The 22,257-nt window shown below is 69.8% G+C and carries 22 protein-coding genes; 4 read left to right on the plus strand and 18 right to left on the minus strand.

The window, feature by feature from the left end; genetic code table 11:
- Positions 1-3 precede the first annotated feature (3 nt).
- The 3 genes from ACGFNP_RS46130 to uvrA all read right to left on the minus strand — a co-directional run bounded on the left by ACGFNP_RS46130 (position 4) and on the right by uvrA (position 3,781).
- Positions 4-432, minus strand: a complete 429-nt coding sequence (locus ACGFNP_RS46130; RefSeq protein ID WP_393329334.1) for a Rieske (2Fe-2S) protein — start codon at positions 430-432, stop codon at positions 4-6.
- A gap of 97 nt (positions 433-529) precedes the next feature.
- Positions 530-739 (minus strand): hypothetical protein, encoded by a 210-nt coding sequence (locus tag ACGFNP_RS46135; RefSeq protein WP_358324798.1) that lies wholly within the window; start codon positions 737-739, stop codon positions 530-532.
- A 201-nt stretch (positions 740-940) separates the two neighbouring features.
- Positions 941-3,781, minus strand: coding sequence for an excinuclease ABC subunit UvrA (uvrA, locus tag ACGFNP_RS46140; RefSeq protein ID WP_358324801.1), 2,841 nt, complete (start codon positions 3,779-3,781; stop codon positions 941-943).
- A 219-nt stretch (positions 3,782-4,000) separates the two neighbouring features.
- On the opposite strand from uvrA, the gene ACGFNP_RS46145 reads away from it, so the two are divergent.
- Positions 4,001-4,768, plus strand: coding sequence for a maleylpyruvate isomerase family mycothiol-dependent enzyme (locus ACGFNP_RS46145; protein ID WP_393329336.1), 768 nt, complete (start codon positions 4,001-4,003; stop codon positions 4,766-4,768).
- Positions 4,765-5,421 carry an MBL fold metallo-hydrolase gene (locus ACGFNP_RS46150; protein ID WP_393329338.1) on the plus strand — a complete coding sequence of 219 codons (657 nt, stop codon included), beginning with the start codon at positions 4,765-4,767 and terminating at the stop codon, positions 5,419-5,421. Before ACGFNP_RS46145 ends, ACGFNP_RS46150 begins: the two co-directional genes overlap by 4 nt.
- Positions 5,422-5,442: 21 nt before the next feature.
- Here the strand turns inward: ACGFNP_RS46150 and ACGFNP_RS46155 are convergent, their stop codons facing one another.
- From ACGFNP_RS46155 to ACGFNP_RS46215, 13 genes are all read right to left on the minus strand, one after another.
- Positions 5,443-5,715: a hypothetical protein gene (locus tag ACGFNP_RS46155; protein WP_358324809.1), complete on the minus strand. Its 273-nt coding sequence runs from the start codon at positions 5,713-5,715 to the stop codon at positions 5,443-5,445.
- Between the two features lie 37 nt (positions 5,716-5,752).
- Entirely contained in the window at positions 5,753-6,574 is an 822-nt protein-coding gene (pssA, locus tag ACGFNP_RS46160; protein WP_393329340.1) for a CDP-diacylglycerol--serine O-phosphatidyltransferase, read from the minus strand.
- Positions 6,561-7,202 (minus strand): phosphatidylserine decarboxylase, encoded by a 642-nt coding sequence (locus ACGFNP_RS46165; RefSeq protein ID WP_358324815.1) that lies wholly within the window; start codon positions 7,200-7,202, stop codon positions 6,561-6,563. The genes pssA and ACGFNP_RS46165 overlap by 14 nt, the downstream gene beginning before the upstream one ends.
- Positions 7,203-7,306: 104 nt before the next feature.
- A complete protein-coding gene (locus ACGFNP_RS46170) occupies positions 7,307-8,287 on the minus strand; it encodes a TerC family protein (RefSeq protein ID WP_358324818.1) in 981 nt (326 codons plus the stop codon).
- A 194-nt stretch (positions 8,288-8,481) separates the two neighbouring features.
- On the minus strand, positions 8,482-9,765 hold the full coding sequence (locus ACGFNP_RS46175; RefSeq protein WP_393329341.1) for a glycosyltransferase: 1,284 nt from the start codon (positions 9,763-9,765) through the stop codon (positions 8,482-8,484).
- A gap of 9 nt (positions 9,766-9,774) precedes the next feature.
- The gene (murJ, locus tag ACGFNP_RS46180; protein WP_393329343.1) at positions 9,775-11,547 is read right to left on the minus strand and encodes a murein biosynthesis integral membrane protein MurJ; all 1,773 of its coding nucleotides are present in this window, start codon (positions 11,545-11,547) and stop codon (positions 9,775-9,777) included.
- An 80-nt stretch (positions 11,548-11,627) separates the two neighbouring features.
- The gene (locus tag ACGFNP_RS46185) at positions 11,628-12,491 is read right to left on the minus strand and encodes a hypothetical protein (protein WP_358324827.1); all 864 of its coding nucleotides are present in this window, start codon (positions 12,489-12,491) and stop codon (positions 11,628-11,630) included.
- Position 12,492: 1 nt separating this feature from the next.
- Positions 12,493-13,467: a copper transporter gene (locus ACGFNP_RS46190; protein ID WP_358324830.1), complete on the minus strand. Its 975-nt coding sequence runs from the start codon at positions 13,465-13,467 to the stop codon at positions 12,493-12,495.
- Positions 13,464-14,660 (minus strand): putative cytokinetic ring protein SteA, encoded by a 1,197-nt coding sequence (gene steA / locus ACGFNP_RS46195; RefSeq protein ID WP_358324833.1) that lies wholly within the window; start codon positions 14,658-14,660, stop codon positions 13,464-13,466. Before steA ends, ACGFNP_RS46190 begins: the two co-directional genes overlap by 4 nt.
- A gap of 73 nt (positions 14,661-14,733) precedes the next feature.
- Positions 14,734-16,443: a DNA repair protein RecN gene (gene recN / locus ACGFNP_RS46200; protein WP_358324836.1), complete on the minus strand. Its 1,710-nt coding sequence runs from the start codon at positions 16,441-16,443 to the stop codon at positions 14,734-14,736.
- A 64-nt stretch (positions 16,444-16,507) separates the two neighbouring features.
- A complete protein-coding gene (locus ACGFNP_RS46205) occupies positions 16,508-17,407 on the minus strand; it encodes an NAD kinase (RefSeq protein ID WP_358324838.1) in 900 nt (299 codons plus the stop codon).
- Positions 17,404-18,216, minus strand: a complete 813-nt coding sequence (locus ACGFNP_RS46210; RefSeq protein WP_358324841.1) for a TlyA family RNA methyltransferase — start codon at positions 18,214-18,216, stop codon at positions 17,404-17,406. The genes ACGFNP_RS46205 and ACGFNP_RS46210 overlap by 4 nt, the downstream gene beginning before the upstream one ends.
- Positions 18,213-18,383 (minus strand): hypothetical protein, encoded by a 171-nt coding sequence (locus ACGFNP_RS46215; protein ID WP_358324844.1) that lies wholly within the window; start codon positions 18,381-18,383, stop codon positions 18,213-18,215. Before ACGFNP_RS46215 ends, ACGFNP_RS46210 begins: the two co-directional genes overlap by 4 nt.
- 124 nt (positions 18,384-18,507) lie before the next feature.
- Between ACGFNP_RS46215 and ACGFNP_RS46220 the strand changes: the two genes are divergently transcribed.
- Entirely contained in the window at positions 18,508-18,855 is a 348-nt protein-coding gene (locus ACGFNP_RS46220; RefSeq protein WP_219528607.1) for an SCP2 sterol-binding domain-containing protein, read from the plus strand.
- 171 nt (positions 18,856-19,026) lie between these two features.
- Here ACGFNP_RS46220 and ACGFNP_RS46225 read toward each other — a convergent pair whose 3' ends face one another.
- A complete protein-coding gene (locus ACGFNP_RS46225) occupies positions 19,027-19,998 on the minus strand; it encodes an HAD-IIA family hydrolase (protein ID WP_393329347.1) in 972 nt (323 codons plus the stop codon).
- Positions 19,999-20,560: 562 nt separating this feature from the next.
- Here ACGFNP_RS46225 and ACGFNP_RS46230 point away from each other — a divergent pair.
- A complete protein-coding gene (locus tag ACGFNP_RS46230; protein ID WP_358324850.1) occupies positions 20,561-21,151 on the plus strand; it encodes a plasmid pRiA4b ORF-3 family protein in 591 nt (196 codons plus the stop codon).
- A 673-nt stretch (positions 21,152-21,824) separates the two neighbouring features.
- Here ACGFNP_RS46230 and ACGFNP_RS46235 read toward each other — a convergent pair.
- Positions 21,825-22,169 carry a tetratricopeptide repeat protein gene (locus ACGFNP_RS46235; protein ID WP_358324853.1) on the minus strand — a complete coding sequence of 115 codons (345 nt, stop codon included), beginning with the start codon at positions 22,167-22,169 and terminating at the stop codon, positions 21,825-21,827.
- Positions 22,170-22,257: the final 88 nt, after the last annotated feature.

A 22,257-nucleotide genomic window follows, 5' to 3' on the forward strand; every position in this document is an offset into this window, starting at 1 on the left:
TGTTCAGACGACCACGACGCCGTCACCCTCGACTTTGACCGAATAGACCGTCAGCGGCGCGGTCGCGGGCCCCTGCAGCGCCTTGCCACTGTCGGCGGCGAACTCGCTGCCGTGGCACCCGCACGTCATGACGTTCTTTTCGGGCGCGCTGACGACGCACCCCTTATGCGTGCACACCGCGCTGAACGCCTTGAAGACGCCCTTCGCCGGCTGGGTGACCACGATCTTGTACTCCTGTACGACGATGCCGCCGCCCACGGGCACGTCCGCGGTCTTGGCCAGCACCTGCCCCTTGATCCCGGCCACCGGCGCCGCCTTGGCACCGCTGCCGCATCCCGCGATCGCGAGCCCGCACGCCGCCAATCCGGCGGCTCCCAGTGCCTCGCGACGCCCGATTTCAGGCATGGCGATGCCCGGCTCCGTAATCCCCATGGTGCCGACCCTTCCCCGTGGCCACTGACCCCCTGCAGGCCAGGCCGCTGTCGTCGGGTCAACTTTATTGCCGACCCCCCTCGGTCCCCCGTCCGGGTCAGACCCGAACGGCCGCCTGCCCCGCCAGCACCCGGGCGGCCGCGCTCCCGCCAACACCTGGACGCCCGGCGCCCAGCCGCACCACACGACGCTCCTCGGGGACTCGCGGCCACCCGACGCGAACTCTTGGTCCCGCGTCAGGTTTCATCCCCGCGATGCCGAACGACCGTCTCCCGGCCTCGGCCGCGGCCACCATCTGCCGCACCACCAGATGTCTCCACCGGGACCCGCACGACCGATGCGGACCCACCGGCCGACTGCCTCAACGCCGCAGCCATCACCAGGCAGCACTCGACCCCGCCCCTGGGCACGGTCATGCCCGATGGGCGGGGTCCATGGTGTGCGAAACCCGCGGTCCGACAGTGCGCAGCTCTGTACGGCGGACCCCCGCCGCACAGAACCCTGGCCTTCAGAGCGAAAGGATCTTACGAAGGAAGCGCCCCGTGTGGCTCTCATCCACCAGCGCCACCTCCTCCGGCGTGCCCGTGGCAACCAGCGTGCCGCCCCGCGACCCACCCTCAGGCCCCATGTCGATCACCCAGTCGGCCGTCTTGATGACGTCCAGGTTGTGCTCGATGACGATCACGGTGTTACCGCCGTCGACCAACCGCCCGAGCACGCCGAGCAGCCGCCGGATGTCCTCGAAGTGCAACCCGGTGGTCGGCTCGTCGAGCACGTAGATCGTCCGCCCCGTCTGCCGCCGCTGAAGCTCGGAGGCGAGCTTGACGCGCTGCGCCTCGCCACCGGACAGCGTGGTCGCCGGCTGGCCGAGCCGCACGTAGCCGAGGCCGACGTCGTTGAGCGTCTGCAGGTGTCGCTTGATCGCCGGAATGGCGTCGAAGAAGCCGAGCGCCTCCTCGATCGGCATGTCGAGCACCTCGGAGATCGTCTTGCCCTTGTAGTGCACCTCCAGCGTCTCCCGGTTGTAGCGGGCGCCGTGGCAGACCTCGCACGGGACGTATACGTCGGGCAGGAAGTTCATCTCGATCTTGATGGTGCCGTCGCCCGCGCACGCCTCGCAGCGACCGCCCTTGACGTTGAAGCTGAACCGACCCGGCTGGTAGCCGCGGACCTTCGCCTCGGTGGTGGCCGCGAACAGCTTGCGCACGTGGTCGAACACGCCGGTGTAGGTGGCCGGATTGGAGCGCGGGGTGCGCCCGATCGGTGACTGGTCGACGTGTACGACCTTGTCGACCTGATCCATGCCGTTGATCCGGGAGTGGCGTCCCGGCACCGTGCGGGCGCCGTTGAGCTCCTTGGCTAGCGCGTTGTAGAGGATGTCGTTGACCAGGGTCGACTTGCCGGACCCCGACACGCCGGTGACCGCGGTGAACACGCTGAGCGGGAACTCGATGTCGACGCCCTTGAGGTTGTGCTCGCGCGCGCCCTTCACGGTGATCTGCCGCTTCTTGTCGCGCTTGCGACGCTTGGCGGGGATCGGGATGCTCCTGCGGCCGGACAGGTATTGGCCGGTCATCGACTCTTCGCTGGCCAGCAGCTCCTGGACGGTGCCGGACACGACGACCTGGCCGCCGTGCTCGCCCGCGCCCGGACCGATGTCGACCACCCAGTCCGCGGCGGCGATCGTGTCCTCGTCGTGCTCGACGACGATCAGCGTGTTGCCCATGTCGCGCAGCCTGATCAGCGTGTCGAGCAGCCGCATGTTGTCACGCTGGTGCAGGCCGATCGACGGCTCGTCGAGGACGTACAGGACGCCGACCAGGCCGGAGCCGATCTGCGTGGCCAGCCGGATGCGCTGTGCCTCGCCGCCCGCCAGGGTGGCGGCGGCGCGGTCCATGGTCAGGTAGTCGAGGCCGACGTCGAGCAGGAAGCCCATGCGGGCGTTGATCTCCTTGACGACCCGCTCGGCGATCTGCATGTCGCGGTCGGACAGCTTGAGCTCGGCGAGGAACTCCGCGCACTCGCCGATCGACATGGCCGACACGTCGGCGATCGACCTGTCCGCGACCGTGACGGCCAGCGTGACCGGCTTGAGTCTGGCGCCCTTGCAGGCCGGGCAGGGGATCTCCCGCATGTAGCCCTCGAACCGCTCGCGGGTCGAGTCGCTCTCCGCTTCGACGTGCCTGCGCTGGACCCACGGGATGACGCCCTCGTAGGTCGTGTAGTAGGAGCGCTGCCTGCCGTAGCGGTTGCTGTAGCGGACGTGCACCTGCTCGTCGTGGCCGAACAGCAGGGACTTCTGTGCGGCCTTGGGCAGCTTCTCCCAGGCCGTGTCGAGGGTGAAGCCCATGGTGTGGCCGAGCGCCTCGACCAGCCTGACGAAGTATTCGCTGGTGTGGCCGCCGGACCACGGGTGGAGCGCGCCGTCGCGGAGCGTGCGCTCCGGATCGGGCACGACCAGGTCGGGGTCGACCTCCATCTTGGTGCCGAGCCCCGTGCACTCGGGGCAGGCGCCGAAGGGCGAGTTGAAGGAGAACGAGCGGGGCTCCAGCTCCTCGAACGACAGGTCGTCGTAGGGGCAGTAGAGGTGCTCGGAGAAGAAGCGCTCCCGGTTGGGATCGTCTTCGGGCAGGTCCACGAACTCCAGCGTGATCGTGCCGCCGGACAGCTGCAGCGCGGTCTCGACCGAGTCGGTGAGCCGTCGGCGCGACGACTCCTTCACCGACAGCCGGTCAACGATGACCTCGATGTCGTGCTTCTCCTGCTTTTTCAGCGTGGGCGGCTCTTCCAGCCGTACGACGACGCCGTCGACCCGGGCACGGGCGAAGCCCTTGGTCTGCAGTTCGCGGAACAGCTCGGCGTATTCGCCCTTGCGGCCTCTGACGACCGGGGCCAGCACCTGGAAGCGGGTGCCCTCGTCGAAGTCCATCACGCGGTCGACGATCTGCTCCGGCATCTGCCTGGCGATCGGCCGCGCGCACACCGGGCAGTGGGGCTTGCCGATGCGCGCCCACAGCAGCCTCAGGTAGTCGTAGACCTCGGTGATCGTGCCGACGGTCGAGCGGGGGTTCTTGCTGGTGGCCTTCTGGTCGATCGACACCGCGGGCGACAGGCCCTCGATGAAGTCGACGTCGGGCTTGTCCATCTGGCCGAGGAACTGGCGGGCGTAAGCCGACAACGACTCGACGTAGCGCCGCTGACCCTCAGCGAAGATCGTGTCGAAGGCCAGGCTCGACTTGCCCGAGCCGGACAGGCCGGTGAAAACGATCAGAGAGTCTCGCGGCAGGTCCAGCGAGACGTCTTTGAGGTTGTGTTCTCGTGCACCACGCACGATCAGGCGGTCTGCCACGGCGATCCCGGATGTCGAAAGGCGGATAGGTCCACGGGGGATGGTAGACGGGGGCTCCGACAATTTCGGCGGCCCGCAGTCCGAACCCCGAAAATCCGTCGCTACCAGGTTACGGCCTACTCCCACCCCTACAGGAGGCCTTTAGCGGTCAACCGCATGACCTGCGATTTTATGCCCCGGGGATCTCCCCGCACCCCACCAAATGATGAAATATCCGGCATGATCGTTCTGCTGGCGCTCCAGGCCGAGCTGGCCGCGGCGACCGACCGTTTCCTGGCCACGGCGGCGTCCCTTACCGACGACGACCTCGCCGCGCCCTCGCGCCTTCCTGGCTGGTCCAAGGGTCACGTGCTCTCCCACCTGGCGGGGAACGCCGGCAGCCACATCAACCTGCTGACCTGGGCCAGGACCGGCGTCAAGACACCGCAGTACCCGACCCCCGAGGCCAGGGCGGCGGGGATCGAGGCCGGCGCGGGCCGTACCGCCGCCGAGCACGTGGCCGAACTGGAGGCCGGCACCGCCCGGCTGGCCGCCGCGATCCGCGACCTGCCGGAGGCGGCGTGGCGCACGACCGTCGCGGGCATGCGCCCGCCGCCGCACCCCGCCTGGTACATCCTCGTACGGCGGCTGCGCGAGGTCGAAGTGCACCACGTGGACCTCGGCGCGGGGTACGGCCCGGCGGACTGGCCGGAGACGTTCGTCCACCGGGAACTCCACGACAGCCTGCGGACCTGGCCGCACGCCCAGAGCACGGTCAGCGAGATCAGTCTGCACGGCGGGCGGACGTGGCGCGGCCTGGGCTCCGGACCCGCGGTCGAGGGCGGCGCGGCCGACGTCCTGGCATGGCTCATCGGGAGATCCGATGGTGAGGGCGTTAGGGTGGTGACGGTGGGGCGGCCGTCCATGCCGGTTCCCGTGGCGCCGCCGTGGTTGACGATGCCCGCCCCCGCTGATCTGCCCGCGACGCCCCCGAAGGACTATCCATGACCTATACAGGTGACGTCCAGGTCGGCGGTCCCGCCGACGTACGCGAGCTCCCGAAGCTGTCGATCTGGAAGCTGGCAGTCGGGCCGTTCGACAACAACGCCTACCTGCTGCGCTGCACCGAGACCGGCGACGGGTTGCTGATCGACGCCGCGGCGGAGGCCGACCGGCTGCTGGCGCTCTTCTCCGACCAGCCGATCAGCGAGATCGTCACGACCCACCAGCACGGCGACCACTGGCAGGCGCTGGAGCAGGTGGTCAAGGTGACGGGCGCCCAGGTGATCGCGCATCCGCTCGACGCGCCCGCGCTGCCGGTCCCGGTGGACCGCACGGTCGAGCACGGCGACACGATCGCGGTCGGCGTGGTCGACCTCGAGGTGATCCACCTGCGCGGGCACACGCCGGGCTCGATCGCCCTGCTGTACGACGGCGGCAAGGGGGAGACCCACCTGTTCACCGGCGACTCGCTCTTCCCCGGCGGGGTGGGCAACACCCAGAAGGACCCGGAGCGCTTCGCCCAGCTCTACAACGACGTCGTCGAGAAGATCTTCAACCGGCTGCCCGACGACACGTGGGTGTACCCGGGCCACGGCAAGGACACCACGCTGGGTGCCGAGCGCCCGTCGCTCCCGGAATGGCAGGCCAGAGGCTGGTAAATGCCCTCGACCGGCCGCCGGTCAGCGGTTCGCCAGGACCCTGGCGATCCGCTGGGCCGCCAGGGCGGGATCGTCGGCCAGGCCCACGATCTCGCCCCACGACCAGCGGTAGAACCACCCTTCCGGCAGCGGCACGCAGTCGACCGTCTCGGCGAGCATCGCGGTGTCGGGGTCGCTGACCCGCAGCGCGGGCGGATAGGCACGCAGCGTGGTGGTCAGCCCGTGCAGCTCCAGCTCCCTGGCCAGCTTCGCGAGGAAGTACGTTCGCGTGTGCTCGCGCGGCGTGGCCGACATGGCTCCATCACCATCCGATGACGGCGGACGTATCCGCTCATGTGCCGATGCGCTCGGCTTCCTTGCGCTGCTCACGCTTGTAGAACAGCACCCGCAAGGGGATCGCCGCCACGAGCGCGATCTGCATGGTGGCGCCGATCTTGATGGGCAGGTCGCCACCCTCGGGCCAGGCCACCCAGAAGGTCAGGAAGGCCACATTGATCATGATCCACCCAAGCACCACCGCGGCGAGCTGCCCCTTGGGCTTGGGGTACTCGATCCGGCTCACCATCAGCCAGGCCACGCCGAGCACCGCGAGCAACGAGTAGGGGCTCGGCTGGAAGAGCATCACGATCGAGATGACGGTCATGGCGCCCATGGGAATGGGCAGGCCCATGAAGTCGCCGCTCTTGGTCTTGACGCAGGCGAACCTCGCCAGCCGTACGACACCGGCGACCAGCACCGCCGCGGCGGCGGCCACCACCGCGGCGAACGGCACCTTGTCCGTGAAACCACCCCAGATCACGACCATGAACGCGGGCGCGAACCCGAAGCTGATCACGTCGGCGAGGTTGTCGAGCTCGGCACCCATGGCGGAGGCGCGGAAGCGCCGCGCGACCAGGCCGTCGAACAGGTCGCACGTGGCGCCGATGAGCAGTAGCACCACCGCGGTCGCGAAGTAGCTGGGCGCGGGTGTGAAGTCGCCGCCGGCCTTGAGCGACTGGATGGCCGATGAGGCCAGGACGCACACCGCGAGGAACCCGCAGATGGCGTTGCCCAGTGAGAGCGAGTCAGCCGCGGACAGGCGGAACGCCTTGCCGACGGGTCCTCGAGGTTCTTCGTCTTCCGCCTGCCAGCTGCCGGCATCAGCCGCGGTCAATTCTGGTCACCCCCGCAACCGTCTTCTCGCCCACGGAAACCGCGGGAGAGATCCCTTCGGGAAGGTAGATGTCGACCCGCGAACCGAACCTGATGAGCCCGATCCGCTCGGTCTGCGAGACCTTGGCCCCGGCGCTCAGGTATGGCACGATCCGGCGCGCCACGGCGCCCGCGATCTGCACCATCTCGACGTCGCCGAGCGCCGTCTCGAAATGCCACACCACGCGTTCGTTCTGGTCGCTGTCCTTGTTGAAAGCCGGCAGGAACCCACCCGCCACATGCTGCACGGAGGTGACATTTCCCGCAAGGGGGGCTCTGTTGACATGGACGTTCAGCGGGCTCATGAAGATCGCGACGCGGGTGCGTCCGTCGGCCCGCGGGTCGATGCTCTGCACGACGCCGTCGGCCGGTGACAGGATCCGCCCGTCACCTGGCGTGCGGTCGGGGTCGCGGAAGAACCAGAGCATGGCACCGGTGAGGGCGCCCAGCGGCACGGCCGCCAGCGCCCATCGACGGTCCCGGCGCGTCAGCAGCGCGGAAGTGGCCGCGGCGGCCACCGTTGGGAAGAGCCACGGGGACACCCCGCGCGCGAGCCGCACGCGGCGCGTCTTGGCAGAATCGTCTGACACGTACAACCTTCGATGGTGACTGGACTGGGCGCTTTGCCGTGATGTTACAGAGTCAGCAACTATTACACGGCGCAACTTCTCAAGCAAAGCGCCTCGAAAGCCATTTAGCTAGCCCTGCTGGTTTCCTCGCCCTTGCGCGCATCGACACGGGCCTTGATCAGGCTGGCCGCGGTAGTGATGACCATGGTGGCGCCGATGACCGTGAGCGACACCCAGATGGGGATTTCGGGCGCCCAGGAGACCTCGCTGGCGTGCAGTGCCTCCAATATCAGCTTAACCCCGATGAAGCCCAGTATGAACGCAAGTCCATAGCTGATGTAGACCAGCCGCTGAAGCAGGCCACCCAGCAGGAAGTAGAGCTGACGTAGTCCCATCAGCGCGAACGCGTTGGCCGCGAAGACGATGAACGGGTCCTTGGTGAGCCCGAAGATGGCCGGAATCGAGTCGAGCGCGAACAGCAGGTCGGTGCTGCCGATGGCGACCATCACGATGAGCATCGGGGTGACCATCCGCCGTCCGTCGATCTTGACGGTGACCTTCGACCCGACATACCCCTCGGTGGTGGGGAACGCCTTGCGCACCCACCTGAGCAGGATGTTCTCGCTGAACTCCTCTTCCTCATCCTTGAGGTGCTGGCGGATCAGGTTGATCGCCGTGTAGACGAGGAAAGCCCCGAAAACATAGAACAACCAGCTGAACCGCTCCAGCGCGGCCGCGCCGAGCGCGATGAAGACGCCGCGCATGACCAGCGCCAGCAGGATCCCGACGAGCAGCACTTTGTGCTGGTACGCCCGGGGCACCGCGAACCTGCTCATGATGATGAAGAAGATGAACAGGTTGTCGACGCTCAAGCTGTATTCGGTGATGTAACCGGCGAAGAACTCCCCCGCCTTGGGGCCGCCGATCGTGGCCCACAGCACCCCGCCGAACACCACCGCGAGCAGGACATAGAAGGTGACCCAGTATCCGGCCTGCCGCATCGAGAACTCGCGGGCTTCACCCCGGTCGACGATCCAGAGGTCGATGGCGAGGACGACCAGCAGGCCACCGATGACGGCGATCCAGGCCCAGACAGGTACGGTCACGTTCCACTACCTCCGGCATGCAAAATACGACTGCCGGAGGTCTCTCCCGCCCGCCAAGAGCGCGGACCGGCAGCCCCGGGGGCCCCGTGGAGCGGGGCTGCACCGTGATGACGAGGCTACCGCGAAGGGATACTCCCCTCCCTAACGCACGCAGTATATGAGAACGCGTAAGTCTCGCCTAATCATGTATGTGATCATGACCGTGCGTAAACATTCAGCACACTTTCGACCGCGTCTTCGGCATCGGGCAGCTCGGCCCCCCGCCGCGCCGCCGCCGCCGCCAGCCGCGCCGCCTCGGCAGCATCTCCGACCACATCCCGCACGGCGTCCCGCATAGCCACCGCGTCCCCGTACGGCACCAGAATCCCCGCCCCGGCGACCAGGTCGGGCACCCCGCCCACGGCGGTCGCGATGACCGGCCGCCCGACCATGAGCGCCTCGCTCAGGCTCAGCGGCTGGCCCTCCCACCTGCTGGCCCACACCACGACGGTCGCGGCGGCGAGCAGGTCGGGCACGTCGTCCCGGTTGCCCAGCAGCACCACGGGCAGCGCCTCGGCCTCGATCCTGCGCCGCATCTCGCCAAGCAGCGGCCCCTCCCCCGCCACCGCGAACAGCGGCGTCTCACCCGGCCAGGGCCCGCGAGCGGCGTCCAGGAGGGTCTCGTAACCCTTCTGCTGAGCGAGCCTGCCGACGGCCAGCACGATCGGCCGTCCCCCGGCCCCCAGCTCGGCCCTGACGTCCTGCGGCGACCTCCGGGCCACCCGCGGCACGGGCGCGGGCACCACGGCCGGCCGCACGTCCCGCGCCCCCAGCGCCCTCATCCGCGCCCCCAGGTCGGGCGAGACGACCAGCACCTGATCCGCCCTCCTGGCCACAACCCGTTCGAGCCCGCCGTAGACGATCCCGATCAGCCCTCCTGCGGTGAGCGCGTTGTGCAGCGTCACCACCAGCGGCACCCGCCCCTTCGCCCCGAACGGCACCAGCCCCCCGACACGGGCCCGCTCATCCCCCGGCCCCCGCACCGTCGCGCCAGATCGCTCATCCTCCGGTGCCGGTCCCGGCTCGCCGGACCGCTCATCCCCCAGCGCCCGTTCCGCTGCGCCAGACCGCTCATCCCCCGGAGCCGGACTCGTCGCGCCGGACCGCTCAGCCACCCGTGTTCGTCCTGCCGCCCGGCCCCACAGCCCCAGCCCGGCCAGGGCCCCGGCCCGGAGCCCATGGGCGTGCACCACGTCGGCGTCCTTGGTCATCCGCCTGATCGCGAGCACCGCCCGCAGGTCATTGACCGGATGCGGCCGATCCGACATCAGCACCTCCACGAACCGGGCCCCGGCGCCGCCGAAGGAGAACCGCTCCTCGACGCTCCCCGGCCCCAGGACCACCACGCGATGGCCACGCCGCACGAGCCCCTCGACCAGCATCCGGACATGCCGTCCCGTACCACCGGACGTGGTGCCCAGCACGAAAGCCACCCGCACAGCCGCTCCTCACTTCCCAGATCCACGTCTGAACGAACCGGCCACCGCCCGAGCCGTCGGCCGATCCACCAGTGCCACGACCACGCCACCGGCGACGACCGCCACGAACGCCGCCAGCACGGTCGCCCCGACATTGGGCCAGATGCCCCGCGCCCCCAGCACCCCCACGACCGCCGCCCCGGCCAGGTAACCAGCCCCACCCCCGGCGACCGAAGCCAGCCCGGCCCGGCCCAGCCCGGCCACCGCGACCCGGCCCCGCGCCCACACCACCGAGACGAGCAGCAGCGCACCCCCCACCGTCATCCCGACGGTCATGCCGAGCGCCATCCCGCCGATCTTCCACTCATCGGGAAACGTCAGCGCGAACACGGTCTGCGCCACCATGACGACGCCCCACCCCACCACGGTGCCCGTCGCCGCGGCCCGCCCGCGCCCGGCCGCGTACAGGACGCGGCTCAGATGCGCGATGAGCCCGTAACCGATCAGCCCGGGCGCGAACAACGCGATCGCGTGCGCGAACACCTGCGCGGGCACCTGGCTCTTGAAGCCGAGGAACACCACCGCCCCCGGCTCGGCGACCGCGGCGAGCACCCCGGCGGCCAGCCCCGACACCAGCACCACCGCCCGCGTGGTCCGCGCCGCCAGCGTCGCGAACCCCTCCGCGTCGCCGTTGCCCGCCTGCGCGGACAGCCGCGGAAAAGCGCTGGTGGCAATGGGTACGGCCAGCACCGCGTACGGCACCAGGTAGATCGCCCAGGCGTAGTTGTAGATCGCGATGGCGCCGTTGCCGATCTGCTTGTTGGCCAGCACGAGCACCACGACCATGGCGGCCTGCTGGGCCAGCAGCGCGGCGACCCCGGCCAGCGCGAGCCTGCGCACCTGTACGGCCACGCCGTCGGGGAAGCGCAGCGTGGGCCGCCACCGCAGCCCGAGCCCGGCGACCGGGCCGATCACGGTCAGCACCAGGGCCAGCACCCCGAGGCTGGTCCCCACGGACAACGCGAGCTCGGCGGCCCCCGGCACCCGGGCAGGATCGATGATCCCCCCGCTGAGCGGCACGAACAGCAGGTAGGCGACGATGACCACGACACTGGACACCAGCGGGGCGACCGCGGGCCCGGCGAAGCGGTGGTGGGCCTGGAGCACGCCGTACAGGACGACCGCGACGCCGTACAACGGGATCTGGGGGGCGAAGACGACCAGCATGCGGGTGGCGACCGCGGTCACCGCACCCGCGTCGCAGTCGCGCACGAAGTCGCCGAAGAACAGCCCGACGATCGGCCCGGCGAGCACCGCGGTCAGCACGCCGAGCGGCACGAGCACCACGACCACCCAGCTCAGCAGCGCCGAACCGATCCACCCGGCCCGCTCCCGCGCCACGCCGCCACCCAGAACATGACCCGACCTAACGCCCGCCTCGGACGCGGCCCCCGTCTCGGACGCGACGCCCGGCTCGGGCTCCGTACCCAGCCCCGGCCCGACGTCGGGCTCGCCCCCGATGTCCAGCTCGCGCGCGCCCCCCGGCTCCCGCCGGACACCCGCCTCGCGTCCGGCTCCCGCGAGCACCGGGACCACCATCCCGGCGAGCGCGCCGCCGACGACGACCTCGAAGACGATGTTGGGAATCTGGTTGGCAGTGCCGTAGGCGGTCGCCAGGCAGTTGGTGCCCACGGTCTGGGCGAACGCGTACTGCTTGGCGAACCCCGCGACCCGCGCCAGCACGGTGATCGCGCCGATGAGCAGCGCACCACCGGCGACGCCACGCACGAGCCGCTCTCTCACCACGCCCGCCCCGCCCCGCACCCGATCACGGGAACATCCTGGCAGGCCGCACCGACATTCGCGCAGCGCGTCCCATCACCTCACACGGGGTCGACGGGACGGCGACCGAGCATGTCGAGCCGGTTGAGCACCGGATTGCCGGCGATGACCTTGGTGAAGCTGACCTTCTCCGACGCGGCCGTCAGCGCCGCCACCGTACCGAGCAGCACGAACCGCCCCCGCCGCCCCAGTTTGGTCACCGCGGCCAGCCCGAGCAGCGCGCCCAGCGCGTTGGCCCCGGCGTCCCCGAGCATCGCCCGCTCTCCGAGGTCGTCGGGAAGCAGCGCGGCGGCCGCGCCGAGCGGCACGGCGGTGAGCGCGGCGGTCAGCGGCGCGTCGCGGAAGAGCGACGCCGCCAGCAGCGGCCCGCCCGTGAGCAGGCCCACCTTGATCGCCCGCCCGGGCCGCAGGTCGAAGAGGTTGGCCAGGTTGGCCGTGCCCGCGATGGTCGCCCCGTTGACCAGAGTGTCGACCGGCCCCCGCGAGACGAGCGCCGCCGCGCCCAGCCCGGTGGCCCCGATGCCGAGGATCTTGACCGCCCCGCTGGTCACCTCGCCGCGGCCGAGCGCGGTCAGGTGCCCCTTGAAGCCCTTGGACTTGGTCGTGCCGTAAAGGTCGTCGTAGGCGCCGAGCGCTCCGCTGCCGACGCCGGCCAGCAGCGCCGCCAGGCGTACCCGGGGAGGAAGACCCGGCGCCAGCGCGGCCGCCACGCCGGAGCCGGCCACGAACGCGGGGCCCTCCAGCAGCGTGATCGGCTCGCCGCGGTGGTTGGTGCGGGTCCAGCGGCCCGACTCCTTCTCCTCGCCGGCGCGCGGCGCCAGGCGGGTGAAGGCGGTGTAGGCGGCACGGGCGGCGACGGCGCCGATCGCGGCGCCGACGAGGGCGTAGCGGAGGCCACGAGCCATGTCAGCTCCCTGACTGGGTGGGGGACGGGGTCGCGGTCGGTGCCGCGGGCTGGAAGGACGAGGCTCCCGTGCCGATGCCGTAGTGGCCGTAGCGACCGCTCAGCTGCTCGCGGAGCGCGTCGACGATCACGATCCGGCCCGCGGGCATGTCGGGTGTGTCGACGGTCGAGACGCGCTTGTTGACCTCGCCGTCGTCGCGCAGCGCGTTGATCACGCCTCCGGACACGGCGGCGGTGGGGGCGGAGGCCGTCAGCACCGAGCCCTTGCCGCCGGCGTCCAGGCCGCCCACGAGTGAGACGAGGGCGTCGGCCTGGGCATCGGCGTTCTCGCCCTCGAACGGCTTCTCCGGGGCGAACATCACGGCGAGCGTGGCCCGCTTGCTCGGGTCGCCCTCGACGCTGAGGAACCCGCCCTCCTCGAAACCACCGAGGACGGCGGCGGTGGCCGGGTTGGCGGTGCTGGCCTGGGCCGGGTCGGTGGTCATGACGGCGGCGGCGAGCACGGCGCCGGCCTTCTGGTAGGCGGTGGCTGCCGCGGGGAAGGTCATGTCGCCTGGTTTGAGGGTGTTGGCCAGACCGTCGATCACGCCGCTCTGCTTGGGGTCGACGAACTTCTCGCTCAGCGCCACCCGCCCCGTTACCAGGGCGCCCGCCTGGGTGAGCACCTGCTGCTCGGCTTCGCGGTAGGTGGTGCTGGAGCCCGGCGCCTCGATCAGCACGACGTGCTGGCCGGTGAGCTCGCCCGCGACGCGTTGCGCGGTGAGCGCGGTGACGAAGGAGTCGTTGCCCGCCTCCCGGCCGCGCAGCGCGTCGATCTCGGCCCGGAGGCTGCTGTTGTCCTTGGTCATCTGGTCACTCGTCCGCCTGGCCGACTCGATGGCAGGCGACTGGAGCAACGTGGTGCCCATGACGATGCCCACGGCCAGCGCGAGGAAGATCGCGACGATGGAGACGAGGTGATAACGGAAATCGATCACGAGAAGAGTCCGACCAGCCAGAAGATGAAGGCGTTCCAGAAGTCCTGCACGCCGTTCAGCCAGGTCTGGCCGATCGGTGACAGGAAGAGCGCGACGCCCATGGTGATCAACGCGGTGATCACGAGCAGCAGCAGTTGCGGCGTCGAGATGCGGCTGCGGTAGAGCCTGCTCACGCCCTTGGCGTCGATGAGCTTGCTGCCGACCCGCAGCCGGGTGAGGAAGGTGCTGGCCATCCCTGAGCGCCCCTTGTCGAGGAACTCCTCCAGCGTGCCGTGCGTGCCGACCGCCACGATCAGCTCGGCGCCCTTGTCGTCGGCCAGCAGCATCGCGATGTCCTCGCTGGTGCCGGTGGACGGGAAGATCACCGCTTCGCGGCCGAGCTGGTGGACCCGTTCCAGCCCGGGCGCCCGGCCGTCGCGGTAGGCGTGCACGACGAGCTCGGCACCGCAGCTCAGCGCCTTGGTGGAGACCGAGTCGAAGTCGCCGACGATCACGTCGGGCAGGTAGCCGGCCTCCAGCAGCGCGTCGGCGCCGCCGTCGACCCCGATGAGCACCGGGCGGTATTCCCTGATGTAGGGGCGCAAGGTGGCGATGTCGTCTTTGTAGTGGTAGCCGCGCACCACGATGAGGACATGCCTGCCCTCCATGGGGGTGCGGATGTCCGGCACGCCGACTCCGTCGATGAGAAGCTTGCCCTCGCCCCGAACGTACTCCATCGTGTTGACGGCGAAAGCCTCAATCTGCACCGCGAGTCCGGCGCGAGCCTCGGCCATGGCGGCGTCGACCGCTTCGGGGGTCTGCTCCTCGCCCTTGCCGACCACATCGCCGTCGAGGTAGACGACCCCTTCGTGGAGCCGTACGACGTCACCGTCCTTGACCCGCTCGAACAGGTCCTGGGTGGCGTTGTCGACGAACGGCACCCCGGACTCGATGATGATCTGCGGACCGAGGTTGGGGTAGCGGCCGCTGATGCCGGCGGCCACGTTGACCACCGCCGACACCCCGCACGCGACAAGCGCCTCCCCGCTGACCCGGTCCACGTCGACGTGATCGATAATCGCTATTTCACCGGGCTGGAGGCGCTTGGTCAGCCTCTTCGTCCGCCGATCGACTCTCGCCACTGCCGTGACACCGGGAAGGTCCGCGACCTTCCTAGCGCGGAGGCCCGGCATCCTGCTCCCCGGAACCTTCATCAAGACCATCCTGCCAGAGTGAAGCAGCGCAGAGGCCACGCACTGCGCGGCGTGTCCGCTATGTCACTCAGAATCACCGATCGGCGGCCGCCAGCCCGAGTAGTTCTTCGGCGTGGGCTCTGCCCAGCTCAGAGTCTTCCAACCCGGCCAGCATGCGGGACAGTTCGCGGACGCGACCCTCATGGTTGAGGGCGAGGACACCGCTGCGCACGACACTGCCGTCACTGGCCTTCTCGACCACCAGATGCTGGTCGGCGAACGCGGCCACCTGCGGCAGGTGCGTGACGACGATGACCTGGGCGGTACGCGCCAGCCTGGCGAGGCGGCGCCCGATCTCGACCGCGGCCTTGCCACCCACCCCCGCGTCGACCTCGTCGAACACGAACGTCGGCACCGGATCGGCGCCCGCGAACACCACCTCGATCGCGAGCATGACGCGGCTCAGCTCACCGCCGGAGGCGCCCTTGTTCAGCGGGAGCGGCGGCGCGGCGGGGTGGGCGGCCATGCGCAACTCGACCTCGTCGACGCCTTCGGGGCCGAAGTCCGCGACCTGGGTGAGCTGGACGATGACCCTGGCGTGCGGCATGGCCAGCGCGGTCAGCTCGTCGGTGACGGCCTGGCCGAACCGGTCGGCGGCGCTCTCACGCACCCGGGTCAGCTCCGCGGCCAGGTCGGTGAGCCTGGCGGTCAGCTCGTCGTGCTCGCGGGTCAGCTCGTCGATCCGTTCGTCGTCGCCTTCCAGCTCGATCAGCCGGGCGGACGCCTCCTGGGCCCACTGCAGGACACCGGCGCTGTCTTCGGCATATTTCCGAATCAGTCCGGTCAGCAGGGCCCGGCGATCCTGCACGGCCGCGAGTCGCGCGGGGTCGGCCTCGATCGACTCGGCGTACGCGGCCAGGTCGGTGGCGACGTCGGAGATGAGGTAACCCGCCTCGGCCAGCCGGTCGGCCACCCCGGCGAGCTGCGTGTCGTAGTCGCGCACCGCCTCGACGGCCGCGCGGGCCTCGCCCAGCAGGGAGATCACGTCGTGCGTGCCGCTCGAGGACTCCATCGGATCGCCGAGCAGCGCCGTGTGCGCGGTCGTCGCGGCACCGCGCAGCGCGTCGGCGTGCGAGAGCCGCTCCTCCTCGCCGCGCAGGTCGAGGTCCTCACCGGCCTTCGGCTCGACCTTCTCGATCTCCTCCAGGCCGAACCGCAGCCGGTCGGCCTCCTGAGCGCGCTCGCGCGCCCGGGTGGTGAGCTCGTCGAGCAGCGCCCCCACCTGCTTGTGCCGTTTGTACGCCTGCGTGTAGGCGCGCAGCGGCTTGACCAGATCGTCACCGGCATAGCGGTCGAGCGAGGCCCGCTGCCTGGCCGGCTGCAGGAGACGCTGCTGGTCCATCTGCCCGTGGACGGCGACCAGGTCGTCGGCCAGGTAGGTCAGCGTGCCGACCGGCACCGTACGGCCGCCGAGCCAGGCCCGCGAGCGGCCCTCGGCCGAGACGGTGCGCGAGATGATGAGCTCGCCGTCCTCGATCTCGCCGCCGATGTCCTCGACCTGCTGGGAGACGCGGCCGCCGGCTTCGATGACCAACGTGCCCTCGATGGTGGCCTTGTCGGCGCCCGGCCGGATGCGGGAAGGGTCGGCCCGGCCACCGAACAGCAATCCGAGCCCGGTGACGACCATCGTCTTGCCGGCACCGGTCTCGCCGGTGACCACGTTGAAGCCTGGCGAAAGCTCCAGAACGGCCTCATCGATGACGCCGAGCCCCTGGATGCGGACCTCCTCGACCCTTGGTCGCACTGCCCACTCCCGTCGCTCCGAACGCTTGTGCGAACTAACTCTACGCGCTGCACCTGTAATTGACTCAGGGACGCACCCGTCCGCGCCAGCCCTGAACGGGTAGTTCGAACTTGGCGACCAACCTGTCGGTGAAGGGGGCGCCGGTGCTCTCCACCCCGTGCAGGCGGGCCAACCGTACCGGCTCGGAGCCCCGTCGTACCTCCACCCGGCTGCCGGAGGGCAGGTCGAAGCGGCGCCGGCCGTCGCACCACAGTACGCCGCCCGGGGTGTCGGGCAGGATCTCGACGGCGAGCGTCGAACGCGGCGAGACCACGAGCGGCCTGGCGAACAGCGCGTGCGCGCTGATCGGCACCATGAGCAGCGCCTCCACCTCCGGCCACACGACGGGACCGCCCGCCGAGAAGGCGTAGGCGGTAGAGCCGGTCGGGGTCGCGCAGATCACACCGTCGCAGCCCCAGCGGGACAGCGGCCGCCCGTCGATCTCGGCGACCACCTCCAGCATGCGCTCGCCCTTTTCCACGCTGGCCTCGTTGAGCGCCCACGTGTCGGCGAGCACCTGGCCGTTCTGCCTGGCCAGCACGTCGATCGTCATGCGTTCCTCGACGTCGTAGCGGCCCGCTACGACGCTGTCGACCGCCGACTTCAGATCGGCGACCTCGGCTTCGGCCAGGAAGCCGACGTGCCCGAGGTTGACGCCGAGCAGCGGGGTGCCGGTGGGCCTGGCCAGGTCGGCCGAGCGCAGCAGCGAGCCGTCGCCGCCGAGCACGATCAACATCTCGGCGTCCTTGGCGGCGAGGGGATCACACGGCACCACGTCGATGCCGTGACAGCCGATCTCACCGGCCTCCACATCGAGCACCCTGACCTGGATCCCCGCCGCGACGAGGCGGTCGATGACCAAACGGGCGCTGTCGACCGCGGCCTCCCGTCCGGTGTGCACGGTGACCAGCACAGTTCGGTTCATTGCGGCCCTTCCGCGACGGCCCGCTCGATCTCGGCCTCGAGGTCGGCGACCGGCGGCTCGCCCTCCCCCTTGCCGAGCCAGAGCAGGTACTCCACATTTCCCGACGGACCGGGCAGCGGGCTCGCGGTCACGCCGCGTACCACCAGGCCCAGTTCGCGCGCCTTGGCCGCGGCCTCGCGCACCGCACCCGCCCGCAACACCGGATCGCGTACCACTCCACCGGCACCCACCAGGTCCTTGCCCACCTCGAACTGCGGCTTGACCAGCAGCACGAAGTCCGCCCGAGGCGCGGCCACCGAGGCCAGCGCGGGCAGCACGAGCCGCAGCGAGATGAACGACAGGTCACCGACGATCAGCGAAGGCGGCTCGCCGACCATCTCCGGGGTGAGCTCACGTACGTTGACGCGCTCCATCACCGTCACCCGGTCGTCGGTCCGCAACGACCAGGCGAGCTGTCCGTAACCCACGTCGACGGCGAGCACGCGTTCGGCGCCGTGGCGCAGCAGCACGTCGGTGAACCCGCCCGTGGACGCGCCCGCGTCAAGGCACCGGCGGCCCCGGATCTCCAGCGCGCCGAACGCCTCGATCGCGCCGATCAGCTTGTGCGCGCCGCGCGAGACATAGTCGGGGCCGTCCGCGGACTCGGCCACGACGATGGCCGAGGCGGTGTCGACCTGGGTCGCCGCCTTGCCCGCCCGCCGGCCGCCGACCGTGACCCGGCCGGCCTCGATGAGCTGGCCCGCCTGCTCCCGCGACCTCGCCAGGCCGCGCCGTACCAGCTCGCTGTCCAGCCGGATACGTCGGCTCACTGGTCGCCCATCTGGCCGTCCACGCTCCCCAGCGCGGCCTCGAGCCCGGAGAACGCCTGCTCGAACACCGCGACGTGCTCGCCCACCGGCCGCTCGGCCAGGTCGCCGAGACCGGCGAGGACCGCGTCGACCCGCTCGTCGCCGGTCTCCTCCGGTAGCTCACTCATGACACGACCGTAACGCCTCACGCGAGCACCCGGCACCTTGGCAGGCATGTCACACGTTGAACGTTCACACGGGGGGCCACTGATGTGGAACGCTACCGTCCGGAATGGAAGAAAGGATCCCACCATGGCAAGCGTCGAGGAGTGCCGGACGGCACTGGCCAAGCTCGTCGCCCATTTCGACGAGATCGGCGAGGAGGACCGGGCCAAGCACGTGGTCGAGCGTACGGTGAGCTGCCGGGTCTCCGACCTCGACGTGATCTTCTATGGCCGCCTGCATCCTGAGGGGCTGGACCCGTTCCTGGAAGACCCACCCGCGAACGGCAAGTCGGCCGACGTCAAGCTGACGATCGTCAGCGACGACCTGATCGCGCTGGTCGACGGGGAACTCGACCTGGCACGCGCCCTGCTCGGCGGCCGGGTGCGCATCGACGCCAGCTTCGGCGACCTGCTGCGCCTGCGCCGCCTGCTCTGACCCTCCCCTCGACACACCACCGAGACCGACCAACCGGGCCGGACGCGCGACGATCCGTCGACCCTCGCACGGGCATCCCGCGCGAGCCGCCTTCTCGTCGGCGCGTCCACTCGCGCGCATCGGCTCTGTGCCGCATCCGATCAGCCGAACCGACCTCCTCGGCGCGGCCGGTCAGCCGATCTGGGCCAGTACCGGCTTGACGGCGTCCTCCTCGGCCTGGCCCTCGCCCGCGTGTGTCCAGGCGGCGTCGCAGGCCGCCCTCAGCCCGTCGATGCGGCTGCCTTCGCCCTCCAGGCTGAGCACCCCGTCCACCCACCGGGCCCGCCATCCTCCGCAGGCGCCCTGCCGTACCTCCGGGTAAGGCCGCAGCAACGCGGACAGATCCTCGGCCACGTACGTCGGCCGCTGCCGCGGGGAGGCCGTGAGCACGTCGAGCGGCGTGGCCACCCCCGTGAGCACCAGCAACCCATCGACGCCCGCGTTGACCGCGCCCTCGATGTCGGTGTCGAGCCGGTCACCCACCACGAGCGGCCGCTTCGCCCCGGTACGGATCATCGACTCCCGATGCAACGGCGGATCGGGCTTGCCCGCGAACACCGGCTCCACCCCGGTCGCAGTGGCGATCACCCGGACCATCGCCCCGTTGCCCGGCAGCTCACCCCGCCGCGTCGGCAACGTGCTGTCCCTGTTGGCGGCGACGAACAACGCGCCATGCCGCACGGCCAGCGCGCCTTCCGCCAGCAGGCCGTACGAGAGACCGGGAGCGATCCCCTGCACGACGGCGACCGGCGCGTCCGCCGCGGTGGTGACGGGCCTGAGCCCTTGATCCCGTACGGCCAGCCGCAACCCGGAACCCCCGACCACGAGCACATTGGAGCCCGGCGGCACCCGTTCGGCGACCAGCCGGGCGGCGGCCTGCGCCGAGGTCACGACGTCTTCGCCCCTGGCGGATACCCCGAGCTCGCGCAGGTGCGCGGCGGTCGCGGCGGGCGTTCGTGAGGCGTTGTTGGTGACGTACGCCAGCCGCACGTCCCTGCCCCGCGCCTCCTCCAGCGACTCGACCGCATGGGGCACCGCGTGGGGGCCCAGATAGACGACCCCGTCGAGGTCGAGCAGCAGGGTGTCATAGCCGTCGATCAGCACTGCGCCTCTTCCCGTTTGACTTCTCACGCCGCGTGCGACTTTAGCGTCGGCCTCGTACCCGCCTGACGAAAGGCCGACCATATCCACACATTCCCCCCTCAACCTCGCAGAACGCACCACCCCATACGACGACCCCAACCGTCGGAGCACCGCGCCGGAGCACCTCGTTGAAACACGCGTCCGCGCACGCCCCAGAGCATGCGTCGCGGCACGCCTCAGAGCATGCGTCGCGGCACGCCTCAGAGCATGCGTCGCGGCACGCGTCGGAGGCCGAGGAACGCTGGGGCGGAACGGAAGCCTGGTGTCAGTCGATGTCGATGGAGCGCAACAACCCCTCGCTGACAGCCACTTTCATCACTCAGCTCACATCGCTACCGACTAACAACAATGAGCTCTCTGGTTGCGATCACAACAACAACAGCCAAATCACGAGCGCCAGCACTGGTGCCCTATGCGACTCAATGCGCTAAATACGCCAAATACGCCATATCAGAGCCGCCCACAACCGGACTAGTTAAGCTCACCGCCCACACCGAACCCAGCCAAGCGGCAGAATAACGCTGTGACGAACACCCCCAGCGCGAAGCAGACAATTCACAAGATCAAGGTCACCTTGCGCGGTTCCCGACCACTGATCTGGCGCCGGCTGGAGGTCGCCTCGGACAGCACTCTGCGGCACCTTCACGACGTCATCCAGGCGTCCTTCGGCTGGGAGAACTACCACATGTGGGTCTTCGACACCCCAACCGGCCGCTTCGGCGTCACCGATCGTGAGCTGGAGATCCGCAGCGCGGCCTCCAGACGACTCGACCATGTCGCCCCTCATGCGAATGACCGGCTCCGCTACACCTACGACTTCGGCGACGACTGGGAACACGAAATCCTGGTCGAAGCCATCACCGATCCGGAACCCGGCACGGCCTATCCCCGCTGCCTGACTGGACGCCGCGCAGGACCACCCGAGGACTCCGGCGGCGTCTGGGGCTACGAATATCTCCTCGAAATCCTCGCCGATCCCGCCCACGAGGAGCACCAGGAGCGCCTGGAATGGCTCGGCCTCGACTCCGCCGACCAGTTCAACCCCGCGAGCTTCGACGCCAACAAGATCAACGACGTTCTCTCCAGCCTCGCGATCGTCCTCACCAAGGACTGACCACGCGCCATCTCCACCCGAGATGGACCTTTCTCCAGATCAATGAGCAAAGCCCCACGAACGCGCTCGAACCACTCTCAACCGGCTCACCCACCCCCGTCTGGCGCCCGCATCAGGGAACCGGCACGCACCTCCCGACCACCCGGCCCGCGCCCATAGCCCCAGACCAGCATCCAGAACACTGGGACTACGCCCGAACGCAAGCCCTCCCAGCAGGACATCGGGGTCGTTCCCCAAGCGCGGGAGTTGCTCCAAGCGGGCAGATCGCCCTCGCGCTCTCCATGGCCCTGCGGGCGAGCGCCGGGAGCCCACACCGCATCCAAACACCGTCCCCATGCCCACGAAGCATCAGAATCGCGTCCAGGACAGCCCGGTCATGCCCCGGAACGCCGGAGTTGCCCTCGGAACCCCTGGTGACTGTTCCCAGAGAGCCCAGCTCGCGTCCAGAACACCGGACTCATCCCCGCGAAGCGCCAGAACGCCTCCAGGACAACCAGGCCACATCGAAGCGCCACCCCGCGCCTGAGACACCCTGGCCAGCCCCCGGACCGCCAGCCCTGCCTTGCCACCGCACCCAGGTCACGCCTGAGCCGCCGAGAGCAAGCCTGAGCCCGCTCAACGACTCGTCCCCACGGGCCGACGTTGCACGCCGGCCACCGAAGCTACCTATCCACTACATCTCACGGCGGGCCCGCAGAGTGGCGCGCACGTTCTTCAGCGCGGTCACGTAGTGCCGCTCCTCCGGCCGCATGGCCACAGCGATCGCGAGAGGCTCCTGAGCACCCTCAACATCACCCGTCCGCCACAGCGATAACCCAAGCCCGAAATACGCGTAATCCTCGGTCGGATTGGCGTCGACGATCTGGCGGAAGCTTGCCGCAGCGTCCGCGTACTGCCGCGAATTGAACTGCGCTCGCGCAAGCGCCTCTCTGATGCTGCGCGAATCGGGCTCCGCGGCCGCGGCCCGCTTGAGCAGTGCGGCGGCCGCTGCCGGACTGCCCTCTTTCAAAAGCTTCACCCCGCGCTGATACCAGTCGTAAACGTCACCTCCCGGAGATCCGGGGGATTCATCGTGAACGTTTCTACCTTGGACCATGCGTGAGGCC

Origin of the sequence: Nonomuraea sp. NPDC049269 (assembly GCF_043197155.1) — a bacterium.
Lineage (GTDB): Bacteria > Actinomycetota > Actinomycetes > Streptosporangiales > Streptosporangiaceae > Nonomuraea.